10 protein-coding genes and 2 pseudogenes are annotated in these 15,618 nt (G+C 68.4%); 9 read left to right on the top strand and 3 right to left on the bottom strand.

Going from position 1 to position 15,618, the window contains the following annotated elements; all coding sequences use genetic code 11:
• From ACFZCE_RS25100 to ACFZCE_RS25060, 9 genes and pseudogenes are all read left to right on the top strand, one after another.
• Nucleotides 1-186, top strand: a pseudogene (locus ACFZCE_RS25100) (hypothetical protein); the annotation flags it as partial.
• Nucleotides 183-446: a PAAR domain-containing protein gene (locus tag ACFZCE_RS25095; RefSeq protein ID WP_390943249.1), complete on the top strand. Its 264-nt coding sequence runs from the start codon at nucleotides 183-185 to the stop codon at nucleotides 444-446. The pseudogene ACFZCE_RS25100 and the gene ACFZCE_RS25095, both read left to right, overlap by 4 nt.
• Nucleotides 443-1,591 carry a hypothetical protein gene (locus ACFZCE_RS25090; RefSeq protein ID WP_390943248.1) on the top strand — a complete coding sequence of 383 codons (1,149 nt, stop codon included), beginning with the start codon at nucleotides 443-445 and terminating at the stop codon, nucleotides 1,589-1,591. Before ACFZCE_RS25095 ends, ACFZCE_RS25090 begins: the two co-directional genes overlap by 4 nt.
• Nucleotides 1,566-4,886 carry an ImcF-related family protein gene (locus tag ACFZCE_RS25085; RefSeq protein ID WP_390943247.1) on the top strand — a complete coding sequence of 1,107 codons (3,321 nt, stop codon included), beginning with the start codon at nucleotides 1,566-1,568 and terminating at the stop codon, nucleotides 4,884-4,886. Before ACFZCE_RS25090 ends, ACFZCE_RS25085 begins: the two co-directional genes overlap by 26 nt.
• A gap of 33 nt (nucleotides 4,887-4,919) precedes the next feature.
• Entirely contained in the window at nucleotides 4,920-6,686 is a 1,767-nt protein-coding gene (gene tssF / locus ACFZCE_RS25080) for a type VI secretion system baseplate subunit TssF (RefSeq protein ID WP_390943246.1), read from the top strand.
• Complete coding sequence (tssG, locus tag ACFZCE_RS25075; RefSeq protein WP_390943245.1) at nucleotides 6,650-7,726, top strand: type VI secretion system baseplate subunit TssG; 1,077 nt, start codon at nucleotides 6,650-6,652, stop codon at nucleotides 7,724-7,726. The genes tssF and tssG overlap by 37 nt, the downstream gene beginning before the upstream one ends.
• 306 nt (nucleotides 7,727-8,032) lie before the next feature.
• A pseudogene (locus ACFZCE_RS25070) lies at nucleotides 8,033-9,154 on the top strand (cache domain-containing protein); the annotation flags it as partial.
• Between the two features lie 15 nt (nucleotides 9,155-9,169).
• Complete coding sequence (locus tag ACFZCE_RS25065; protein WP_390943250.1) at nucleotides 9,170-10,012, top strand: methyl-accepting chemotaxis protein; 843 nt, start codon at nucleotides 9,170-9,172, stop codon at nucleotides 10,010-10,012.
• Between the two features lie 89 nt (nucleotides 10,013-10,101).
• Entirely contained in the window at nucleotides 10,102-10,458 is a 357-nt protein-coding gene (locus tag ACFZCE_RS25060) for a YajD family HNH nuclease (protein ID WP_390943244.1), read from the top strand.
• 317 nt (nucleotides 10,459-10,775) lie between these two features.
• On the opposite strand, the gene ACFZCE_RS25055 is transcribed toward ACFZCE_RS25060, so the two are convergent.
• The 3 genes from ACFZCE_RS25055 to ACFZCE_RS25045 form a co-directional block, all read right to left on the bottom strand.
• Nucleotides 10,776-12,194 (bottom strand): FAD-linked oxidase C-terminal domain-containing protein, encoded by a 1,419-nt coding sequence (locus ACFZCE_RS25055; RefSeq protein ID WP_390943243.1) that lies wholly within the window; start codon nucleotides 12,192-12,194, stop codon nucleotides 10,776-10,778.
• Between the two features lie 78 nt (nucleotides 12,195-12,272).
• Nucleotides 12,273-13,028 carry a transporter substrate-binding domain-containing protein gene (locus ACFZCE_RS25050; protein WP_390943242.1) on the bottom strand — a complete coding sequence of 252 codons (756 nt, stop codon included), beginning with the start codon at nucleotides 13,026-13,028 and terminating at the stop codon, nucleotides 12,273-12,275.
• 75 nt (nucleotides 13,029-13,103) lie between these two features.
• Nucleotides 13,104-15,512 (bottom strand): TonB-dependent siderophore receptor, encoded by a 2,409-nt coding sequence (locus ACFZCE_RS25045; protein ID WP_390943241.1) that lies wholly within the window; start codon nucleotides 15,510-15,512, stop codon nucleotides 13,104-13,106.
• Between the last annotated feature and the right edge of the window lie 106 nt (nucleotides 15,513-15,618).

Here is a 15,618-nt window from a genome sequence, read left to right as displayed (position 1 = left end):
CGCACCCTGGGTTTCGTCGAGGGCGCGGCGGAGTTGCTCAAGCCGACCCAGGCCATCGGCGAGGTGGCCGGTGCGCTGAAGGCGCAGTTTATCCGCGACGACCAGGCCGAGCGCTTGAGCCGCAGCGATGCCTACTTGCGCGCCGCCGGTGCGCTGGTGGAGTGGGGCCAGGAGGTGAAGGCATGATCCCGCTGGTACGCCAGGGCGACCCGTTGAGCCCCCACGGCGGGGAGGTGCTCGAAGGGCACTTCGATGCCTTCGGCAAGCCGGTGGCGTTTGTCGGCGCCGCTGCCCGTTGCAACAAACACGGCGCGACCACCATCGTGCAGGGCGCCAGCTATGCCACCCTCGAGGGCCAGGCGGTGGCGTTGCACGGCGGGCCCTGCGGCTGTGGTTGCCGGTTGGTCAGCACCTTGGCGGCGGCGCTGATGGCGGTGCAGCCATGACCCCGCGGCCGCCTTGTTACGCCCCACGCGCGGCACCGGCGGTACCGCGCTGGAAGCGTTGGGCGCAGGTTGGGCTGCTGGTGCTGCTGGCCTGGGCCGGCTGCCTGGCGCTGCTCTGGCCGGCCGCGCCGCCGCGGCGCGGCTGGTGGTTGCTGGCGCTGCTGGGGCCGCTGCTGCTGGTGCTCGGCCTGAGCCTGCGCCTGTGGCTGTTCCAATTGGCGCGGCTGCGCCATGCCCGCTACCAACAGGTATTAGCGGCTACCCGCGCGCGCTGGTGGCACTGGCGCAGCCTGGGGTTGCCGCTGGAACAGGTGCTGCTGTTGGGCCCGGCCGGGGAGGGGCAGCAGGCCTACCAGGGCTGCATGGCCGCCACGGCGGTGCCCAGCCCGGTGGCCGCCGGCGGCGCGCCGGCGTTGCGCTGCCCGCTGGGCACCGTCAGCGGCGAAGGCCGCGCCGCCTGGTTGGGCGCGCGGCTTGCCCGGCGGGTGCTCGCCTTGCCCGGGCTGGAAGCCCGTTGGCCGCGGTTGCGTGCGCTGGCCTGGGGCGGTTGCCCGGCCAGCCACGCCGCGTTTGCCGCGGTGCTGCAGGCCGCGGGCCTGCGCCTGCCGGCCATGCAACTGCCGCTGCAGGCCCCGGCCGACCTCTGCACGCTGATCGACCTGTTGCACTACCGCTACGACGCCCCGCAGGCCTGGCTGTTGTGCGCCGGGGTGGTGTCGGTGGCGCCGGCTGGCGCGGCGCCGGGCATGGCCGGCGAAGCGGCGTTCGCCTGGGTTGCCAGCCGCGCGGGCCAGCACCAAGTGCACCGCGCCGAGGTGCTGGCCGCGGCGCCGGGTGACAGCGCCGCCTCGCTGTGCGCGCAGGTGCAACGCTACTTGCGGCCGGCGGCATTACCCGCCGCCGCCCTGGCCCTGGGCAGCCCCGCCGCGCAAGCCTTGCGCGCCGCTGGCTGGCCGCTGGGCAACCACGAACTTGGCCGTTACTGGGGCGAGCTGCAGCACTGCGCGCCCTTTGTCGCGCTGTCGCTGGCGTGGCTGCAGGCCGCGCAAACCGAGGCGCCCTGTGGCTGGGCCAGCCATGGCATGGATCAACACATCGTAATCGGGATGGCAGGGCCTTATGGCAACGCAAACACAGAAAACTAAACAGCCAGCCACCCGCGCGGTGCTGTTCTGCCTGTTGGTGGTAACGCTATTGGTGCTGGCGGGGGCGTTGCTGTACACGCCGGCGGCCGCCGAGTGGGGTTGGCCACGGCTGGGCCCGCAAGCGCTGCTGGGCCAGGCGCTGAAGGTGTGGTTGGGCGCCTGCGCGCTGTGCCTGCTGCTGATCGGCGGCGCCTACCTGGGCGGCGGCCAGGCGCTGCGGGTAGCGCTCGGCGCCGGGAGCATACCGGCGCTGCCCTTGGAGCCAGCAGACGAACGCAGCCAGGCCACCTGGCCCAGTACCCTGCGCCTGAACATGCGCCACCTCTACGGGCGCTTTTGGCGGCGCCGGTTGCGGGTGGTGCTGGTGGTGGGCGAGCCGGAGCAGATCGAGGCCATTGCCCCCACCCTGGCCCGCCAGCACTGGCTCGAGGCCGAAGGGGTGTTGCTGCTGCACGGCGGCAGCCTGCAGGCGGCGCCTTCAGCCGTTGCCGTGGGCCAGTGGCAAACGCTGCACCCACGGCGCCCTTTCGACGCGGTCGTGTGGGCCCTCAGCAGCGAGCAGGTGGGCCAGCCGGTGCACCTCGACACCGGCCTGCGCCACCTGCGCAGCCTGGCGCAGACCCTGCAATGGCAGGCGCCGCTGCACCTGTGGGAGGTGTACCGCAGCCCCTGGCCAGACACCCCCCGGAAAACCCTGCCGGCCGGCTGCCTGCTGGGCCGCGAATTCAGCACCGATGCAGCCCAGGCGCAGTTGGCGGCGATGGTCGGGCCGCTGGCCGAAGCCGGCATGAGCTGGGCCCGGGGCGACAATGGCTATGTGTTCTATTACTGGTTATCCGCGGCGCTGCGCGATGAAGGCATCGGCCGCTGGGGCAAGGCCTTGCAGCCCTTGGTGCCAGCACTGGCCCAAGGCGTTTGGCTGCGTGGGTTATGGTTCAGCCTGCCGCTCACCCGCGTGGAAGGTGGCATGCCGTCGTTATGGCAACCCGACGCCAGTTGGAACGGAATACTGCAAGACACCGCCGAGGGCCGCTGGGCCGGCTGGCCAGCGCGGCGCATGGCCTACGTGGGTGGCCTGGCCCTGGCCGCGGTGTGTGTGTTGGGGGTGCTGGTGTCGTTCGCGCTGAACCGCAGCGAAATCGCCCACATCCAGGCCCTGCAGGGCCGGCTCGAGCACCCCGCCGGTGAACAGGGCGGCGTTGAGGCGCTGTATGACCTCACCCTGGAAATCGACTACCTGGCCGGCCGCGCCAGCGCCGGCGCGCCGTGGTATGCCCGTTTCGGCCTGGACCGCAGCCAAGCCTTGCTCGACCATCTGCGGCCCACCTATGCCACGGCCAGCCAACGGCTGTTGCGTGACCCGTTGGCGCAACGCCTGGCGGCCCAGTTGGCGCAGGCCGCCCAATTGCCTGCCGGCAGCCTGGCGCGCCAGGCCCATGCCGAGCAGGGCTACCAGGCGCTCAAGGCCTACCTGATGCTGGCCAGGCCCGAGCGGCTGGACGCCCGTTTTATGCTCGGCGTGGCCAGCCAAGGCGAGGGCAACCCCGAGCTGTGGCGGGTGTATTTCGAGCAGCTCGCCCAGCACCCGCAGTGGGCCTTGTCCATGGACCACACCCTCGTTGCCCGTGCGCGCCAGGTGTTGCTCAGCGAGCTCGGCCAGCGCAGCGCGGAGAACACCCTCTATGCCCAGGTGCTGGCCAGCGTGGCGGCGGGCTTCCCTGACCTGGGCCTGGCGCAGCTGGTGGGTGGCACGGCCGCCGGCAGCCTGTTCAGCACGGGCAAAGTGGTGCCCGGCATGTTCACCCGCCAGGCTTGGGAAGGCCGCGTGCGCGATGCCATCGAACAGGCCGCCGAGGCCCGCCGGGAACAGGTGGACTGGGTGCTCAGCGACCACCCCGGCCAGCTCGACCCGGCCGCCACCCCGCAGGCCCTCAAGCAGCGCCTGGCGGCGCGCTACTTTCAGGACTACAACCGCGCCTGGCTGGAGATGCTCAACAGCGTGCGCTTCACGCGTGCCGGCAGCCTGGGGGAGAACGTCGAGCAGTTGGCCCTGCTCGCCGACGCCCAGCAGTCGCCGTTGCTGGCGCTGCTCAATAGCGTGGCCTGGCAGGCTAAAGCCGGTGGCCCCAGCGGCCTGGCCGGCGATTGGCTGGCTTCGGCCAAGCAGGCCCTCGGCCAAGGCGAGCATGCGCTGCCGATCAGCGCCGCCAGCGCCGCGCCGTTGGCCAGCGGGTTGGGCCCTTGGCTGGCCTTGGTCGAGCCAGGCCCCGCGCCTGCCGACGGCGCGCCGAGCCTGGCGGCTTACCTGAGCCAGGTCACTCAGTTGCGCTTGCGCCTTGAACAAGTGCTGGCCGCGGCCGACCCACAGGCGATGACCCTGGCCTTGGCCCAGGGCGTGTTCCAGGGCAACAGCACCGAGCTGGGCGGCGCCCAGGCCTATGGCCAACTGGTTGCCGCCAGCCTCGGTGGGCAGTGGCGCGGCGCCGGCCAGGCGCTGTTCGTGCAGCCGCTGGAACAGGCTTGGCAGCGCCTGCTGCGGCCGTCGGCGCAAAGCCTCAATAGCCAGTGGCAGCGCGCGGTGGTCGAGCCTTGGAACATCGCCTTCGTGGGCCGTTATCCGTTCGCCGCGAGCCAGGCGGATGCGTCGTTGCCGTTGCTCGCGCAGATGATCCGCAGCGACAGCGGGCGCATCGAGCGGTTTCTCAGCGGCCAGGTGGGCGGGCTGTTGCGCAAGGAAGGCAGCCGCTGGGTGGTAGACCCGCAGCGCAGCCATGGCCTGCGGGTCAACCCCGAGCTGCTCACTGCGCTGGACCAGCTCAGCGAACTGGCCGACCTGCTGTTCGCCGACGGCACCGTCGGCCTGGGCTTTGAACTCTCAGGCAAGCCGGTGCGCGACGTGGTGCAAACCACCTTCGAAATGGACGGCAAAACCCACGAGTACTTCAACCAGAAGGAACGCTGGCAGCGCTTCACCTGGCCCGGCAGCAGCGACCGCCCCGGGGTGATGCTGACCTGGACCAGCGTGCACAGCGGCGCGCGGCTGTATGGGGACTTTCAAGGTGTGTGGGGGTTGATCCGCCTGCTGGAGCACGCCGACGCCCAGTTGCTCGATCACGCCGCGAGCCAGTATCGCCTGGTGATCACCGCCCCCGATGGCCTGGGCCTGACCTGGTACCTGCGCACCGAGTTCGGCGCCGGCCCGCTGGCGCTGCTCAAGCTGCGCGGCTTTAGCCTGCCGCGGCAGATCTTCCTCGCCGATGAGCCACCCAGTGCCAGCAAGGCGAAAAAAACCTGAGCGTCACTTTGCATTTTCTGAACACGAGGCTTTATGAACGACGACAACCCTACCTTGCGCTATTACGAGGCTGAGATGCGCTACCTGCGCGAGGCCGGCAAGGAGTTTGCCCGCGCCTTCCCGGACCGCGCCGCCTTGCTCAGCCTCGACCGCCCCGGCGCTTCGGACCCGTTCGTGGAACGGCTGTTCGAAGGCTTTGCGTTCCTGATGGGGCGCCTGCGAGAAAAGCTCGACGATGACCTGCCCGAAATGACCGAAGGCCTGGTCAGCCTGCTCTGGCCCGGTTACCTGCGGCCCATTCCGTCCTTGTGCATGGTTGAGTTCAGCCCTGACCTCAAAGCCATGAAGAACCCCGAAAGCCTGCCCAAGGGTTTTGAGGTGGTGTCGCAGCCGGTGGGGCCCCAGCGCACGTGCTGCCGCTACACCACCACCGAGGACGTGGTGTTGCGGCCCTGGCAGGTCGAGGCCTTGCGCCACGAGTTCCGCGCCGACGGCCGGAGTGTTCTGCGCCTGCGCCTGGCCTGCGGGGAAAACACCGACTGGTCGCTGTTCGACCTGGCGAACGTGGTGTTCTACCTCAATGGCGATGCACCCCAGGCCAGCGCCCTGTACCACGCGCTGACCGGCCGCGTGCAGGCGGTCTACCTGCGCTTGCCTGGCTGGGCTGAGCGCGCGCCGCTGCAAGCCTGCTTCGCCGCCCATGGCTTCGGTGGCGCTTCCCGGTTGTGGCCCCAGGGCGAGGGCGCCTTCAGTGGCTACCAGTTGCTGCTGGAGTACTTCACCTTTCGCGAGAAGTTCATGCGCGTGGCCCTGCAGGGGCTGGAGCAGGTGGCGCTGCCCAAGGGGGTCGCCTGGCTGGAGCTGGACATCGAGCTGGCAGAGGCCTGGCCCGCGGATTACCCGCTGGAGGCCGAAAACCTGCGCCTGCACGTTACGCCGGTGATCAACCTGTTCACCCTCGAGGCAGACCCCGTGCAGCTGGACACCCTGCACAGCGAACACCTGCTGCGGCCCCGCCGCCTGCAAGACGGCCACACGGAAATCTACAGCGTCGATGGCGTGACCGCCCTGGGCAGTGACAACCCGGCGGTGTATGCGCCGTTTTCCACCTTCCGCCACAAGGGTGGGTTGCAGCGCGACGAAGCCCCGGAGCGTTACTTCCATACGCGCGTCAAGCGCGGTGCCGGCGGCCTGCACGATACCTGGCTGGTGCTGGGCGGCGAGGGCCTGGAGCGTGATCGGGTGGCGGGCTATGAGCGGGTGTCACTGGCGCTGACCGGCACCCAGGGGCAATTGCCGCGCAGGGCGCTGCAGTGCACCTTGCTCGACCGCTGCGCGGTGCCGCGGCCAGACCTCGCCGTGCGCAACCTCAGCGCGCCCACCCAGCCGTGCTACCCACCCAACCGCGACCGCTTTCACTGGCGTGTGCTGAGCCACCTGGGCGCGACCTTTTTGTCGATGATGGACAACCCGCAAGTGCTGCGCAGCACCCTGGCGCTGTACGAATGGACCCACAGCGAACTCAACCGCCGACGGATCGAAGCCATCGTCGGCGTGTGCCACTCGCTTATCCACCGCTGGCACAAAGGCTGCCTGCTGCGCGGCGTGGCCATTGAAGTGACGCTGGACAGCGGCGGCTTCTGTGGCAGTGGCGACCTCTGGCTGTTCGGCGAAATGCTCCGGCGCTTCTTTGCGCTGTATGGCGACGTGCAGCTGTTTCAGCAACTCACTCTGGTACTGCAACCTTCCGGGAAAACCCTGCAATGGAACGAACATCACAGCCTGCACATCCCTGGCTGAGCGCCAGTACGCTGCTCGAAGCGCTGCAAGCGCGAGTGCCAGAGGCGAACCTGTACCGCCTCTGCCAATTGATCGAACAGGCCAGCGGCCAGCCCTTGGGCACCACCGCGCGCCCCAGCGATGACCCGGTGCGGTTTCGCCCCGACCCGGGCATGGGTTTCCCGGCGGGCGAGTTCAAGGGCGTGGAGCTGCCGGCCGGCCAGCGGCCGACGGTGCGCACCCGGCTGTTGGGGCTGTACGGGGTGGATTCGCCGTTGCCCGGCGTGTACCTCGATGACATCGCCACCCAGCGTGAAGGCCACGAGGCGCTGGAGGCCTTTCTCGACATCTTCAACCACCGGATCTTCACCCAGTTCTATCGCATCTGGCGCAAGTATTCCTACCCGGCCACCTTCGAGCCAGGCGGCACGGATGCCACCTCGCAATGCCTGCTCGGGCTGATCGGCCTGGGTATCCCCGGCAGCGCGCAACGGGCGGCGACGCCGGTGTCACGGTTTTTGGCGTTGCTGGGGGTGATGCGCCTGCCCACCCGCCCCAGCGAAGGCATTGCCGCGCTGGTCACCCTGCTCGACCCCGCCACCCGCGCCGAGGTCACCCCCCATTGGCCGAAGGCGGTCCCGGTGCCCAGGCCGATCAGCCTGGCCGCCGACCACCCCTGGCGGCTGGGCGACGGCATGCCACTGGGCACGCGGGACACCGACCACAACAGTGAGCTGCTGCTGACGCTGGCCTGCGACACCCTCGATCAGGTGCAGGCGTGGTTACCGGGCGGCCAACAACACAGCGACCTGCTGGCCCTGCTGCGGGTGTACCTGGGCTGGCGTGGCAGCGCCACCCTGCGGCTTTCGCTGCCTTGGCGCTGCCTGCCAGCGCCGGTGCTGGGCAGCCCGCGGCTGATCATCGGCGCCACCACCTGCCTGCCCAAAGCCGGGGGGTACGGCGATGAGCGGCTGACGATCCCGCTGGGCCGCTACGGCGGGTTGGAGGCGGCGGCGCCGGTGTATGCGGCGGTGGAGCCGGCGCAGCGGGTGTGTGTGTAGGGCGGCGCTGCCGTAATGCTGTTCATTTAAGCCATTTGGAATCGAATTTTTCCTCAAGTGCCCGGCATTACGGCTGTGCCGGGCGATGGGCCAGCCAACCCATGCCTGCAGCAACACCCCCCTTTGGAGAACCAGGGCCATCAACTCACCCACGGCCGTTGCACCCGCACGCCAAGCCACCGCCCGGGCGGTTTTCCAGCAGCACGCTGGCGGTGGCTGTGGCGAATAAACCCTGTGGCGCTCCAGTTGCGCCCAGTCCCGCCGATAGCCGTGTTACGGCCCCCTGCCGGCTAACGGACCTTCGCCATGCTAAAAACCATCCAAGCGCGCTACACCGCCACTTTCATCGGTTCGGTCGCCCTGATCGGCATCCTCACCGCGGTGGGCATCCACCAATTTGTGAGCCCCAACCTGACCGCAGCCGACGAACGGCAGCTCACCGGCCAGGCCGCGGAGATCGGTAACCTGATCAAGGCCGAGCTCGGCCGGGTGCAGGCGCAGCAGCGGGTGATCACCGAAACCGTGCCGCAATTGGAGAGCGATGACATCGACCGGCTGCTGCCGGCGATGGTCAACCAGTACGGCGAACTGAAAGTGTTTGGCGGCGGCGTGTGGCCGCTGCCAGACAAACGCAGCCCCGGGCGGGCCAAGCACAGCACCTTTTACCACCGCGATGCCAGCGGCAAGCTGATCGTCAACACCCACTGGAACTCGCCCGAGGCGCAGAACTACTTCGAGCAGTCTTGGTACCTCGGTGGCCTGAAGGCCCCCGCCGGCCAGTGCAACTGGGCCGCCGCCTACCGCGACGACGCCAGCCCCGAGCCGCGCACCAACTGCGCCATGGCCATCAGCAAGGGCGGCGCGCCGTATGGCGTGGCCACCATCGACGTGACCCTGGGGTTTTTCAACGACCTGGTCGCGGCCAAGGAGGCCCAGGCCCACGCGCTGCTGATGATCGTCGAAAAAGACGGCACCGTGCTCAGCAACCAGCCGGAGATCCCCGGCAACAACGTGCTGAAGAACCTCTCCGCGCTGGCCGCCCAGTACCCCTTCGCCGCGGCCCTGCAAGGCATGCTCAAAAGCGGCGCGGCGCGTGAACACTACACTGGCAGCGACGGCGAGGACTACACGCTGTTCCTGCAGCCGATCGACGGCACGCCCTGGGCGATGGCCATCGCCCAGCCGACCCAGGTGCTGACTGCACAGAGCGCCAAGGTGCTGACTACCCTGGCGGCGCTGCAGCTGCCGCTGGTGGCCTTGCTGCTGGTGCTGATGGTGGTCGCGCTGCGCCAGTTGATCAAACGCCTGGCAGTGCTCAAGGCCAACATCGACACGCTGTCGGCCGGCGATGCCGACCTGACCCGGCGCATCGCCATCCGCGCCGACGACGAACTGGGCGCGGTGGGGGCCTCGGTCAACCGCTTCATTGCCTACTTGCAGAACATGATCACCGAGGTGTCGGCCTGCTCCGGGGTGATCGCCGGCGGCGTTGAGCAACTGCGCCAGCAAGCCCAGGGCACCAACCGCATCCTGGTGCGCCATGCCAACGAAACCGACCAGGCGGTCACGGCCATCACCGAGATGAGCTCCACCGCCGAAGACGTGGCGCGCAACGCCGCGCAAACCGCCAGCATGACCCGCAGCGCCAACGACAACGCGCGGCAGTCGAAGGGGGTGGTCGACGATGCCTCGGCCAGCGTCAACGCGCTGATCGGCGAGGTCGAGGTGGCCACCAGCACGGTGCGCGCCATGGAGGAAGACGCCCAGCGCATCAACGCGGTGCTCGGGGTGATCGGCGAGATCGCCGGGCAAACCAACCTGCTGGCGCTCAACGCCGCGATCGAGGCGGCGCGCGCCGGTGAGCAGGGCCGCGGCTTCGCGGTGGTGGCCGATGAAGTCCGCGCCTTGGCTGGGCGCACCCAGGCCAGCACCTCGGAGATCAACGACATGCTCGCGCGCCTGCAGCACGGTGTGGGCGCGGCGGTGGCGGCGATGGAAAAAACCCTGCACAGCTGCCAGGCCACGGTGGCGAAAACCCAGAAGGTGAACAGCGGCCTGGACGGCATGGCCGACTCGGTGGTGCGCATCAATGACCTCAGCACGCAGATTGCCACCGCCGCCGAAGAGCAAAGCGCGGTGAGCGAGGAGATCAACCGCAACATGGTCGCGGTGCGGCACATCGTCGAGGAGTTGGTGGCCGAGGGCGCCCAGAGTGAACGCAGCACCGCGGCGCTGGCGGCCTCGAACGAGACGCTGATCGCGGTGGTGCGGCGGTTCAAGGTTTAGCCTGAGGGCTGTCGCCCGGCACGCCCGGGCGATGGCGCAACCCCCACGGGCACTATAAAATGCCTTTTTTACACAGCACCGGGTGCAGCATGGCCACCGACACTTCCAAGCTCGATCGTATCCTCGCCGACAACCAGCGCGAGCGCGAACGCGGCTACCGCGACAAAGCCCTGAAGATGTACCCGCACGTGTGCGGCCGTTGCGCGCGGGAGTTTTCCGGCAAGCGCTTGAGCGAGCTGACCGTGCACCACCGTGACCACAACCACGACAACAACCCCCAGGACGGCTCGAACTGGGAGTTGCTGTGCCTGTACTGCCACGACAACGAACACTCGCGCTACACCGACCAGCAGTACTTCAGCGACAGCTCGCTGAGCACGCCGAAAGTGGCCACCGCCACCCACAACCCCTTCGCCGCCCTGGCCGGGATGCTGAAAAAAGACTGAGCCGCCCTGGGGGCCCAGTCCACATCGTGGGCTGGCTGCTCCGTAATGCTGTTTACTTAAGCAATCAGAGCGCTAAATCGTGGGTAAAAAGCCCTGATTTTTCTAGGTGGTTTTACTGCGCGCATGGCCTGGCTGGCCCTTCGCCCGGCACAGCCGGCCTCCCACCAGATGTGTATCGTCCCGAAAATCGAGGGCAACACAGACCTTGTGGGAGGCCGGCTGCGCCGGGCGAGAGGCCCTGAAGCGCATGCACAAAATCAGCAGCGCCCACAGATTGATCCCCTCCATGAAGCCCTGAAATGGCTTAAGTAGGCCCTCTACACCACCTTCCCCGGGTTCATCAGCCCCGCCGGGTCCAGCGCCTGCTTGAGGGTGCGCATCAGCTCCAGCTCCAGCGGCGCCTTGTACTGCTGGGCCGCCTCGCGCTTGGCCTGGCCCAGCCCGTGCTCGGCGCTGATGCTGCCGCCCAGCGCCAGGGTGGCGGCGTAGATCACTTGCATCAGCCGCTCGGCCTCGGCCTTGAACGCGGCATCGTCGCTGCCTTCGGGCTTGCTCAGGTTGTAATGCAAGTTGCCATCGCCCACATGGCCGTAGGCGACGATACGCAGCCCCGGCAGGGCCGCCCGCAGTTGCCGGTCGGTGGCCTCGATAAACGCCGGGATGCTGCTCACCGGTACGCTGATGTCGTGCTTCAGGCTCGGGCCTTCGTGGTTCTGCGCCTCGGAAATCCCCTCGCGCAGCTTCCACAGCGCCGCCACCTGGGTCTGGCTGGCGGCCACCACCGCATCGAGCACCTCGCCCTGTTCCAGCGCGCCGCCCAGGCTGCTTTCAAGCAGCTCGGCCAAGGGCGCGTTGGCCAGCGCGTCACTCAGTTCGATCAGCACATACCAGGGGTGCGCCTGGCTGAAGCGTTCGGCGCAACCGGGCACATGGCGCTGCACGAACTCCACGCTTTGCCGCGACATCAACTCAAAGCCGCTGAGGCGGTCGCCACACACCCCGCGCAAGCGCCCGATCAGCGCCACTGCCGCCTGCGGGCTGGGCACGGCGGCCCAGGCGGTGGCCCGGCTGGCGATGGCCGGGAACAGCTTGAGCACCGCCGCGGTGATCACCCCCAAGGTGCCCTCGGCGCCGATGAACAGGTGCTTGAGGTCGTAGCCGGTGTTGTCTTTGCGCAGCCCGCGCAGGCCATGCCACACCCTGCCATCGGGCAGGACGACTTCCAGGCCGAGGGCCAGGTCGCGCATGTTGCCGTAGCGCAGCACCGCAGTGCCGCCGGCGTTGGTGGCGAGGTTGCCGCCCACCGTGCAACTGCCCTCGGCGCCGAGCGACAGCGGGAACAACCGGCCCACCTCGGCGGCGGCTTCTTGCAGGTGTTGCAGCAGCACCCCGGCCTCGACGGTGATGGTTTCGTTGGCCGGGTCGATGGCGCGGATGGCGTTCATTCGCGTGAGCGACAACACCACCTGGGTGCCGGAAGCATCCGGCACCGCGCCGCCGCACAGGCCGGTGTTGCCGCCCTGGGGCACCAGCGCCACGCCGGCGGCATGGCACAGCCGCACCACCTCGGCCACTTGGTCGGTGGAGGCCGGGCGCAGCACCAACGCGGCCTGCCCGCGGTAGGCGTTACGCCAGTCGCGCAGGTACGGCTGCATGGCGTCGGCGCTGCGGATCACCCCGGCGGGGCCAACGGCCTGTTCAAGGGCGTGCAGCAGGGTAGGGCTCAAGGCGGGCATGGCGGGGGCCTGTGGTGGTGGTTGTGGTCAGGGTATTTAACTACGTAAGTTATCGTACAACCACAGGCGCTGTGCAGTTCAGGGGCTGGCTGGCTGCTGGTAACGCTGCTGGATGCGCGCCAGTTCGCCGGTGTCACGCAGGTGCTGCAAGGCGTTGGCCCAGGCCGTGACAGTGGCGTCGTCGGAATCGCGGCTGAAGGCGATGTACAGCGAAGAGCGGTACAGCTCCACCGGGACCTGCCGCAGGGTGCCGGGGGCGATGTGCAACTGGCGGGTGTAGTAGGCCACCCCAGCGGCGGTGTCGCCAACGATCACGCCGGTGCGCCCGGCCACCAGCATCAGGTACAGCTGCTGGTTCTCCGCGGCGCTCTTGTCGAGGTTGGTGAAGCCCTTGGCTTGCAGCACGTCGGGGATCAACCCGGCCTGGCGGGTGGTCACCCGCGGCGCTTGCAGCAGTTGCTCCAGGCTGTTCAACGGGGGCGCGGCGCTGGCCAACTGGTAGGGGTAGATCGCCTCTTCGACGATCGGCCCCACCCATTTGTACAACGGCTCGCGCTCGGGGGTGCGGAACATCGAGTAAAGGATTACCCGCGGGCGGTTTCTCAACACCTGGGAGCTGCGCATGCTGGGCAGCACCATGGTCTCGAAGTGGTCGCCGGTCAGCGCCATGATCGCCTGCACGATGTCGGTGGTCATGCCGGTGAGGCGGTGGTTGTCGAGGTAGTTATACGGCGCCCATTCCTCGGTCACGATCTGGTAGGGCTGCTCGGCCCAGGCGGGCTGGGCGAGCAACAGGCAAAGCAGCAGGGCGGTGGTCAGTTTCGCTGGGGTCACTAGGCGGGCCTGGCGCGGTGGCAACGTAAGGGCTACTCACAGTGTAGCCCGTTACACCCGCCAGGTGCCGCGCGCTTACCAGGCGTAGCGGGCGCTGAGCAGTACTTCGCGGCGCTCGCCGTACTGGCAGCGGGTCGCGCTGCCGCAGCGGGCCACGTATTGCTGGTCGAACAGGTTGTTCGCCGAGAGCACGAAGCGCCAGGCCGGGAGGTCGTAGTGCAGCGCGGCGTCGGCCACGGTGAAGCCGTCGACTTTCAGGGTGTTGGCGGTGTCGGCGTAGGTGCTGCCCACGTACTGCGCGCCGGCACCGAAGCCCAGGCCGCGCAGCGGGCCGCCCTGCAGGGTGTAGTCGAGCCACAGCGAGGCCAGTTGCCGCGGGATCGCCGTGGGGCGCTGGCCGGTGGAGGCGTCTGCGGCGCTGCCCTTGGTCACTTCAACGTCTTGCAGGGTGTAGGCGGCCAGCAGCTTGAGCGCGGGGGTCAGCTGCGCGGTGGCTTCCAGCTCCAGCCCGCGCGAGCGGATCTCCCCCGCCTGGATGCTGCCGTTCAAGTCGGTGTCGGGCACCTCGGTGAGGGCGTCTTGCTGGCGCAGGTCGAACACGGCCGCGCTGAAGGTGGCGTTCAGTGCCTTGGGTTGGTACTTCAACCCTGCTTCCCATTGCTTGGATTTGAGCGGCGTGTAGGGGCTGCCGTAGGCGTCGGTGCCGATCAGCGGCTGGAACGAGGTGGCGTAGCTCAGGTACGGCGCCAGGCCGTTGTCGAACAGGTAGAGCAGGCCCAGGCGGCCGCTGAAGGCGCTGTCGCTGGCGTGGCTGCGGGTGTCGGCAAGGTTGTCCAGGGTGCGCGTGTTGACCCAGTCCTGGCGGCCACTCACCGTCAGGCGCCAGCGCTCGAGGGCAATCTGGTCTTGCAGGTACACCCCGGTTTGCCGCTGCACCTGGTGGGTCTGGGTGTCGTTGAACGACGGCTTGGCGACGGCATCGTGCAGCGCGGTGGGGTTGTACAGGTTCAGCAGGTAGCCGTAGCCATAGCCTTCGCTGTCGTAGAAGTTCTGGTTGGTGTAGTTCAGCCCGGCGAGGAAGGTGTGCGCCAGGGCGCCGGTGCTGAAGTGGCCTTGCAACTGGTTGTCGAGGTCGACGTCGTTGAAGCTCGATTGCAGGTTCATCGCCGCGCGGGCGATGCTCTGCTGGTCGCCGCTCAGGGCATAGCCGAACAGCGCCTGGTTATCCAGGGTCAGGTGGGCGTAGCGCAGGTTCTGGCGCAGGGTCCAGTTGTCGTTGAGGTCGTGCTCCAGCAGGTAGCCCAGGGAGAATTGTTCTTTGTCGTAGTTCTCGTAGCCGGGGTTACTGGTCGCCAGGTGGGTGCTCAAGCGCTGGCCGAGGGCGGTGCGCTTGACCGTGCCGTAGTAGGGCAGGAAGTTGTTCGAATCCATGGTGTCGTCGTGCAGGTAGCTGGCCATCAGCGTCAGGCGGGTGTCGCCCTGGGGGTTGAAGGTCAGCGAGGGCGCCAACAGCGTGCGCGTGCCCTTCACGTAGTCCACCTGGTTGTGGCTGCCGGTTTGCTGGGCGATCACCCGGTACAGCACGTTGCCTTCGGCATCCAGCGGGCCGGACACATCGGTGCCCAGTTGGTAGCGGTCGTGGTTGCCCAGTTGCGCGTCGACCTGGCCGCGGGCCTCGGCGGTGGGCAGCTTGCTCACCATGTTCACCACCCCGCCGGGCTCGCCCAGGCCGTACATCACCGAGCTCACGCCCTTGAGCACTTCGATGCGCTCGAGCTGGTACGGGTCGACCCGGAACTGGTCCAGCCCGCGCCCGCTCACGGCCGGCAGGCGGGTGCCGTCGAGGTAGAAGAAGTCCGAGCTGAAGCCGCGGATGTTGAACGCATCGTTGCGCGTGTCGTTGCTGTAGGAGGTGTTCACCCCAGCGGTGTAGTGCAGTGCGTCGTTGAGGCTGGCGACGTTGCGCGCATCGAGCTGGTCGCGGGTAATCACGCTGATCGCCTGGGCGGTTTCATGCAGTGGGGTGTCGGTCTTGGTGCCGACGCTGGAGCGTTTGGCCACCAGCCCGGGGGCGCTGTCGTCGGCGTAGCCTTCACCCACGGCAGTGCCGCTGATGCTCGAGGTGGGCAGCACCAGGTTGCCCTCGGGCAACGCTTGCAAGGTGTAGCTGCCGTTGGCCCCGGGCACGGCCTGCAGGCCGCTGCCGGCGAGCAATTGGGCAAAGCCCTGTTCCACCCCATAGGTGCCCTGCAGGCCCGGGCTGGCGCGGCCCTCGACCTGGGCCGGGGCGAACGAGATCAGCAGGTTGGCCTGGTGGCCAAAGCTGTACAGCGCCTGGGCCAGCGGCCCCGCGGCCACGTTGAAGGCCACGGTTTGCCCCTGGGCCATGACCAGCGGGGCGTGCAGCAGGCTGGCGGCGAGGGGCAGCAGGGCGCCGAGGGCAACGGCCAGGCTCAGCGGGCGAAGGGTGAAGGCAGGGGGCATGCGCGGGGCTCCAGAGAACGAACTGAAAAATGAATGTCGCTATCTGAGAGGTCCCTTGAGCGAGGGGAAACAGACCACCCTGATGTGAGTTTTTTTTGCGGGGGGC

It is taken from the genome of Pseudomonas sp. NPDC007930, assembly GCF_042958985.1.
Lineage (GTDB): Bacteria > Pseudomonadota > Gammaproteobacteria > Pseudomonadales > Pseudomonadaceae > Aquipseudomonas.
The sequence above is the reverse complement of the archived record's forward strand: the minus strand, read 5'-3'. Positions and strand labels throughout refer to the sequence as shown.

Excerpts from the sequence above, each read along its gene's own strand:
- ACFZCE_RS25090 (WP_390943248.1), top strand. The coding sequence starts at position 443 with ATGACCCCGCGGCCGCCTTGTTACGCCCCACGCGCGGCACCGGCGGTA.
- ACFZCE_RS25060 (WP_390943244.1), top strand. The coding sequence starts at position 10,102 with ATGGCCACCGACACTTCCAAGCTCGATCGTATCCTCGCCGACAACCAG.
- tssF (WP_390943246.1), top strand. The coding sequence starts at position 4,920 with ATGAACGACGACAACCCTACCTTGCGCTATTACGAGGCTGAGATGCGC.
- ACFZCE_RS25065 (WP_390943250.1), top strand. The coding sequence starts at position 9,170 with ATGATCACCGAGGTGTCGGCCTGCTCCGGGGTGATCGCCGGCGGCGTT.
- ACFZCE_RS25095 (WP_390943249.1), top strand. The coding sequence starts at position 183 with ATGATCCCGCTGGTACGCCAGGGCGACCCGTTGAGCCCCCACGGCGGG.
- tssG (WP_390943245.1), top strand. The coding sequence starts at position 6,650 with ATGGAACGAACATCACAGCCTGCACATCCCTGGCTGAGCGCCAGTACG.
- ACFZCE_RS25045 (WP_390943241.1), bottom strand. The coding sequence starts at position 15,512 with ATGCCCCCTGCCTTCACCCTTCGCCCGCTGAGCCTGGCCGTTGCCCTC.
- ACFZCE_RS25055 (WP_390943243.1), bottom strand. The coding sequence starts at position 12,194 with ATGCCCGCCTTGAGCCCTACCCTGCTGCACGCCCTTGAACAGGCCGTT.
- ACFZCE_RS25085 (WP_390943247.1), top strand. The coding sequence starts at position 1,566 with ATGGCAACGCAAACACAGAAAACTAAACAGCCAGCCACCCGCGCGGTG.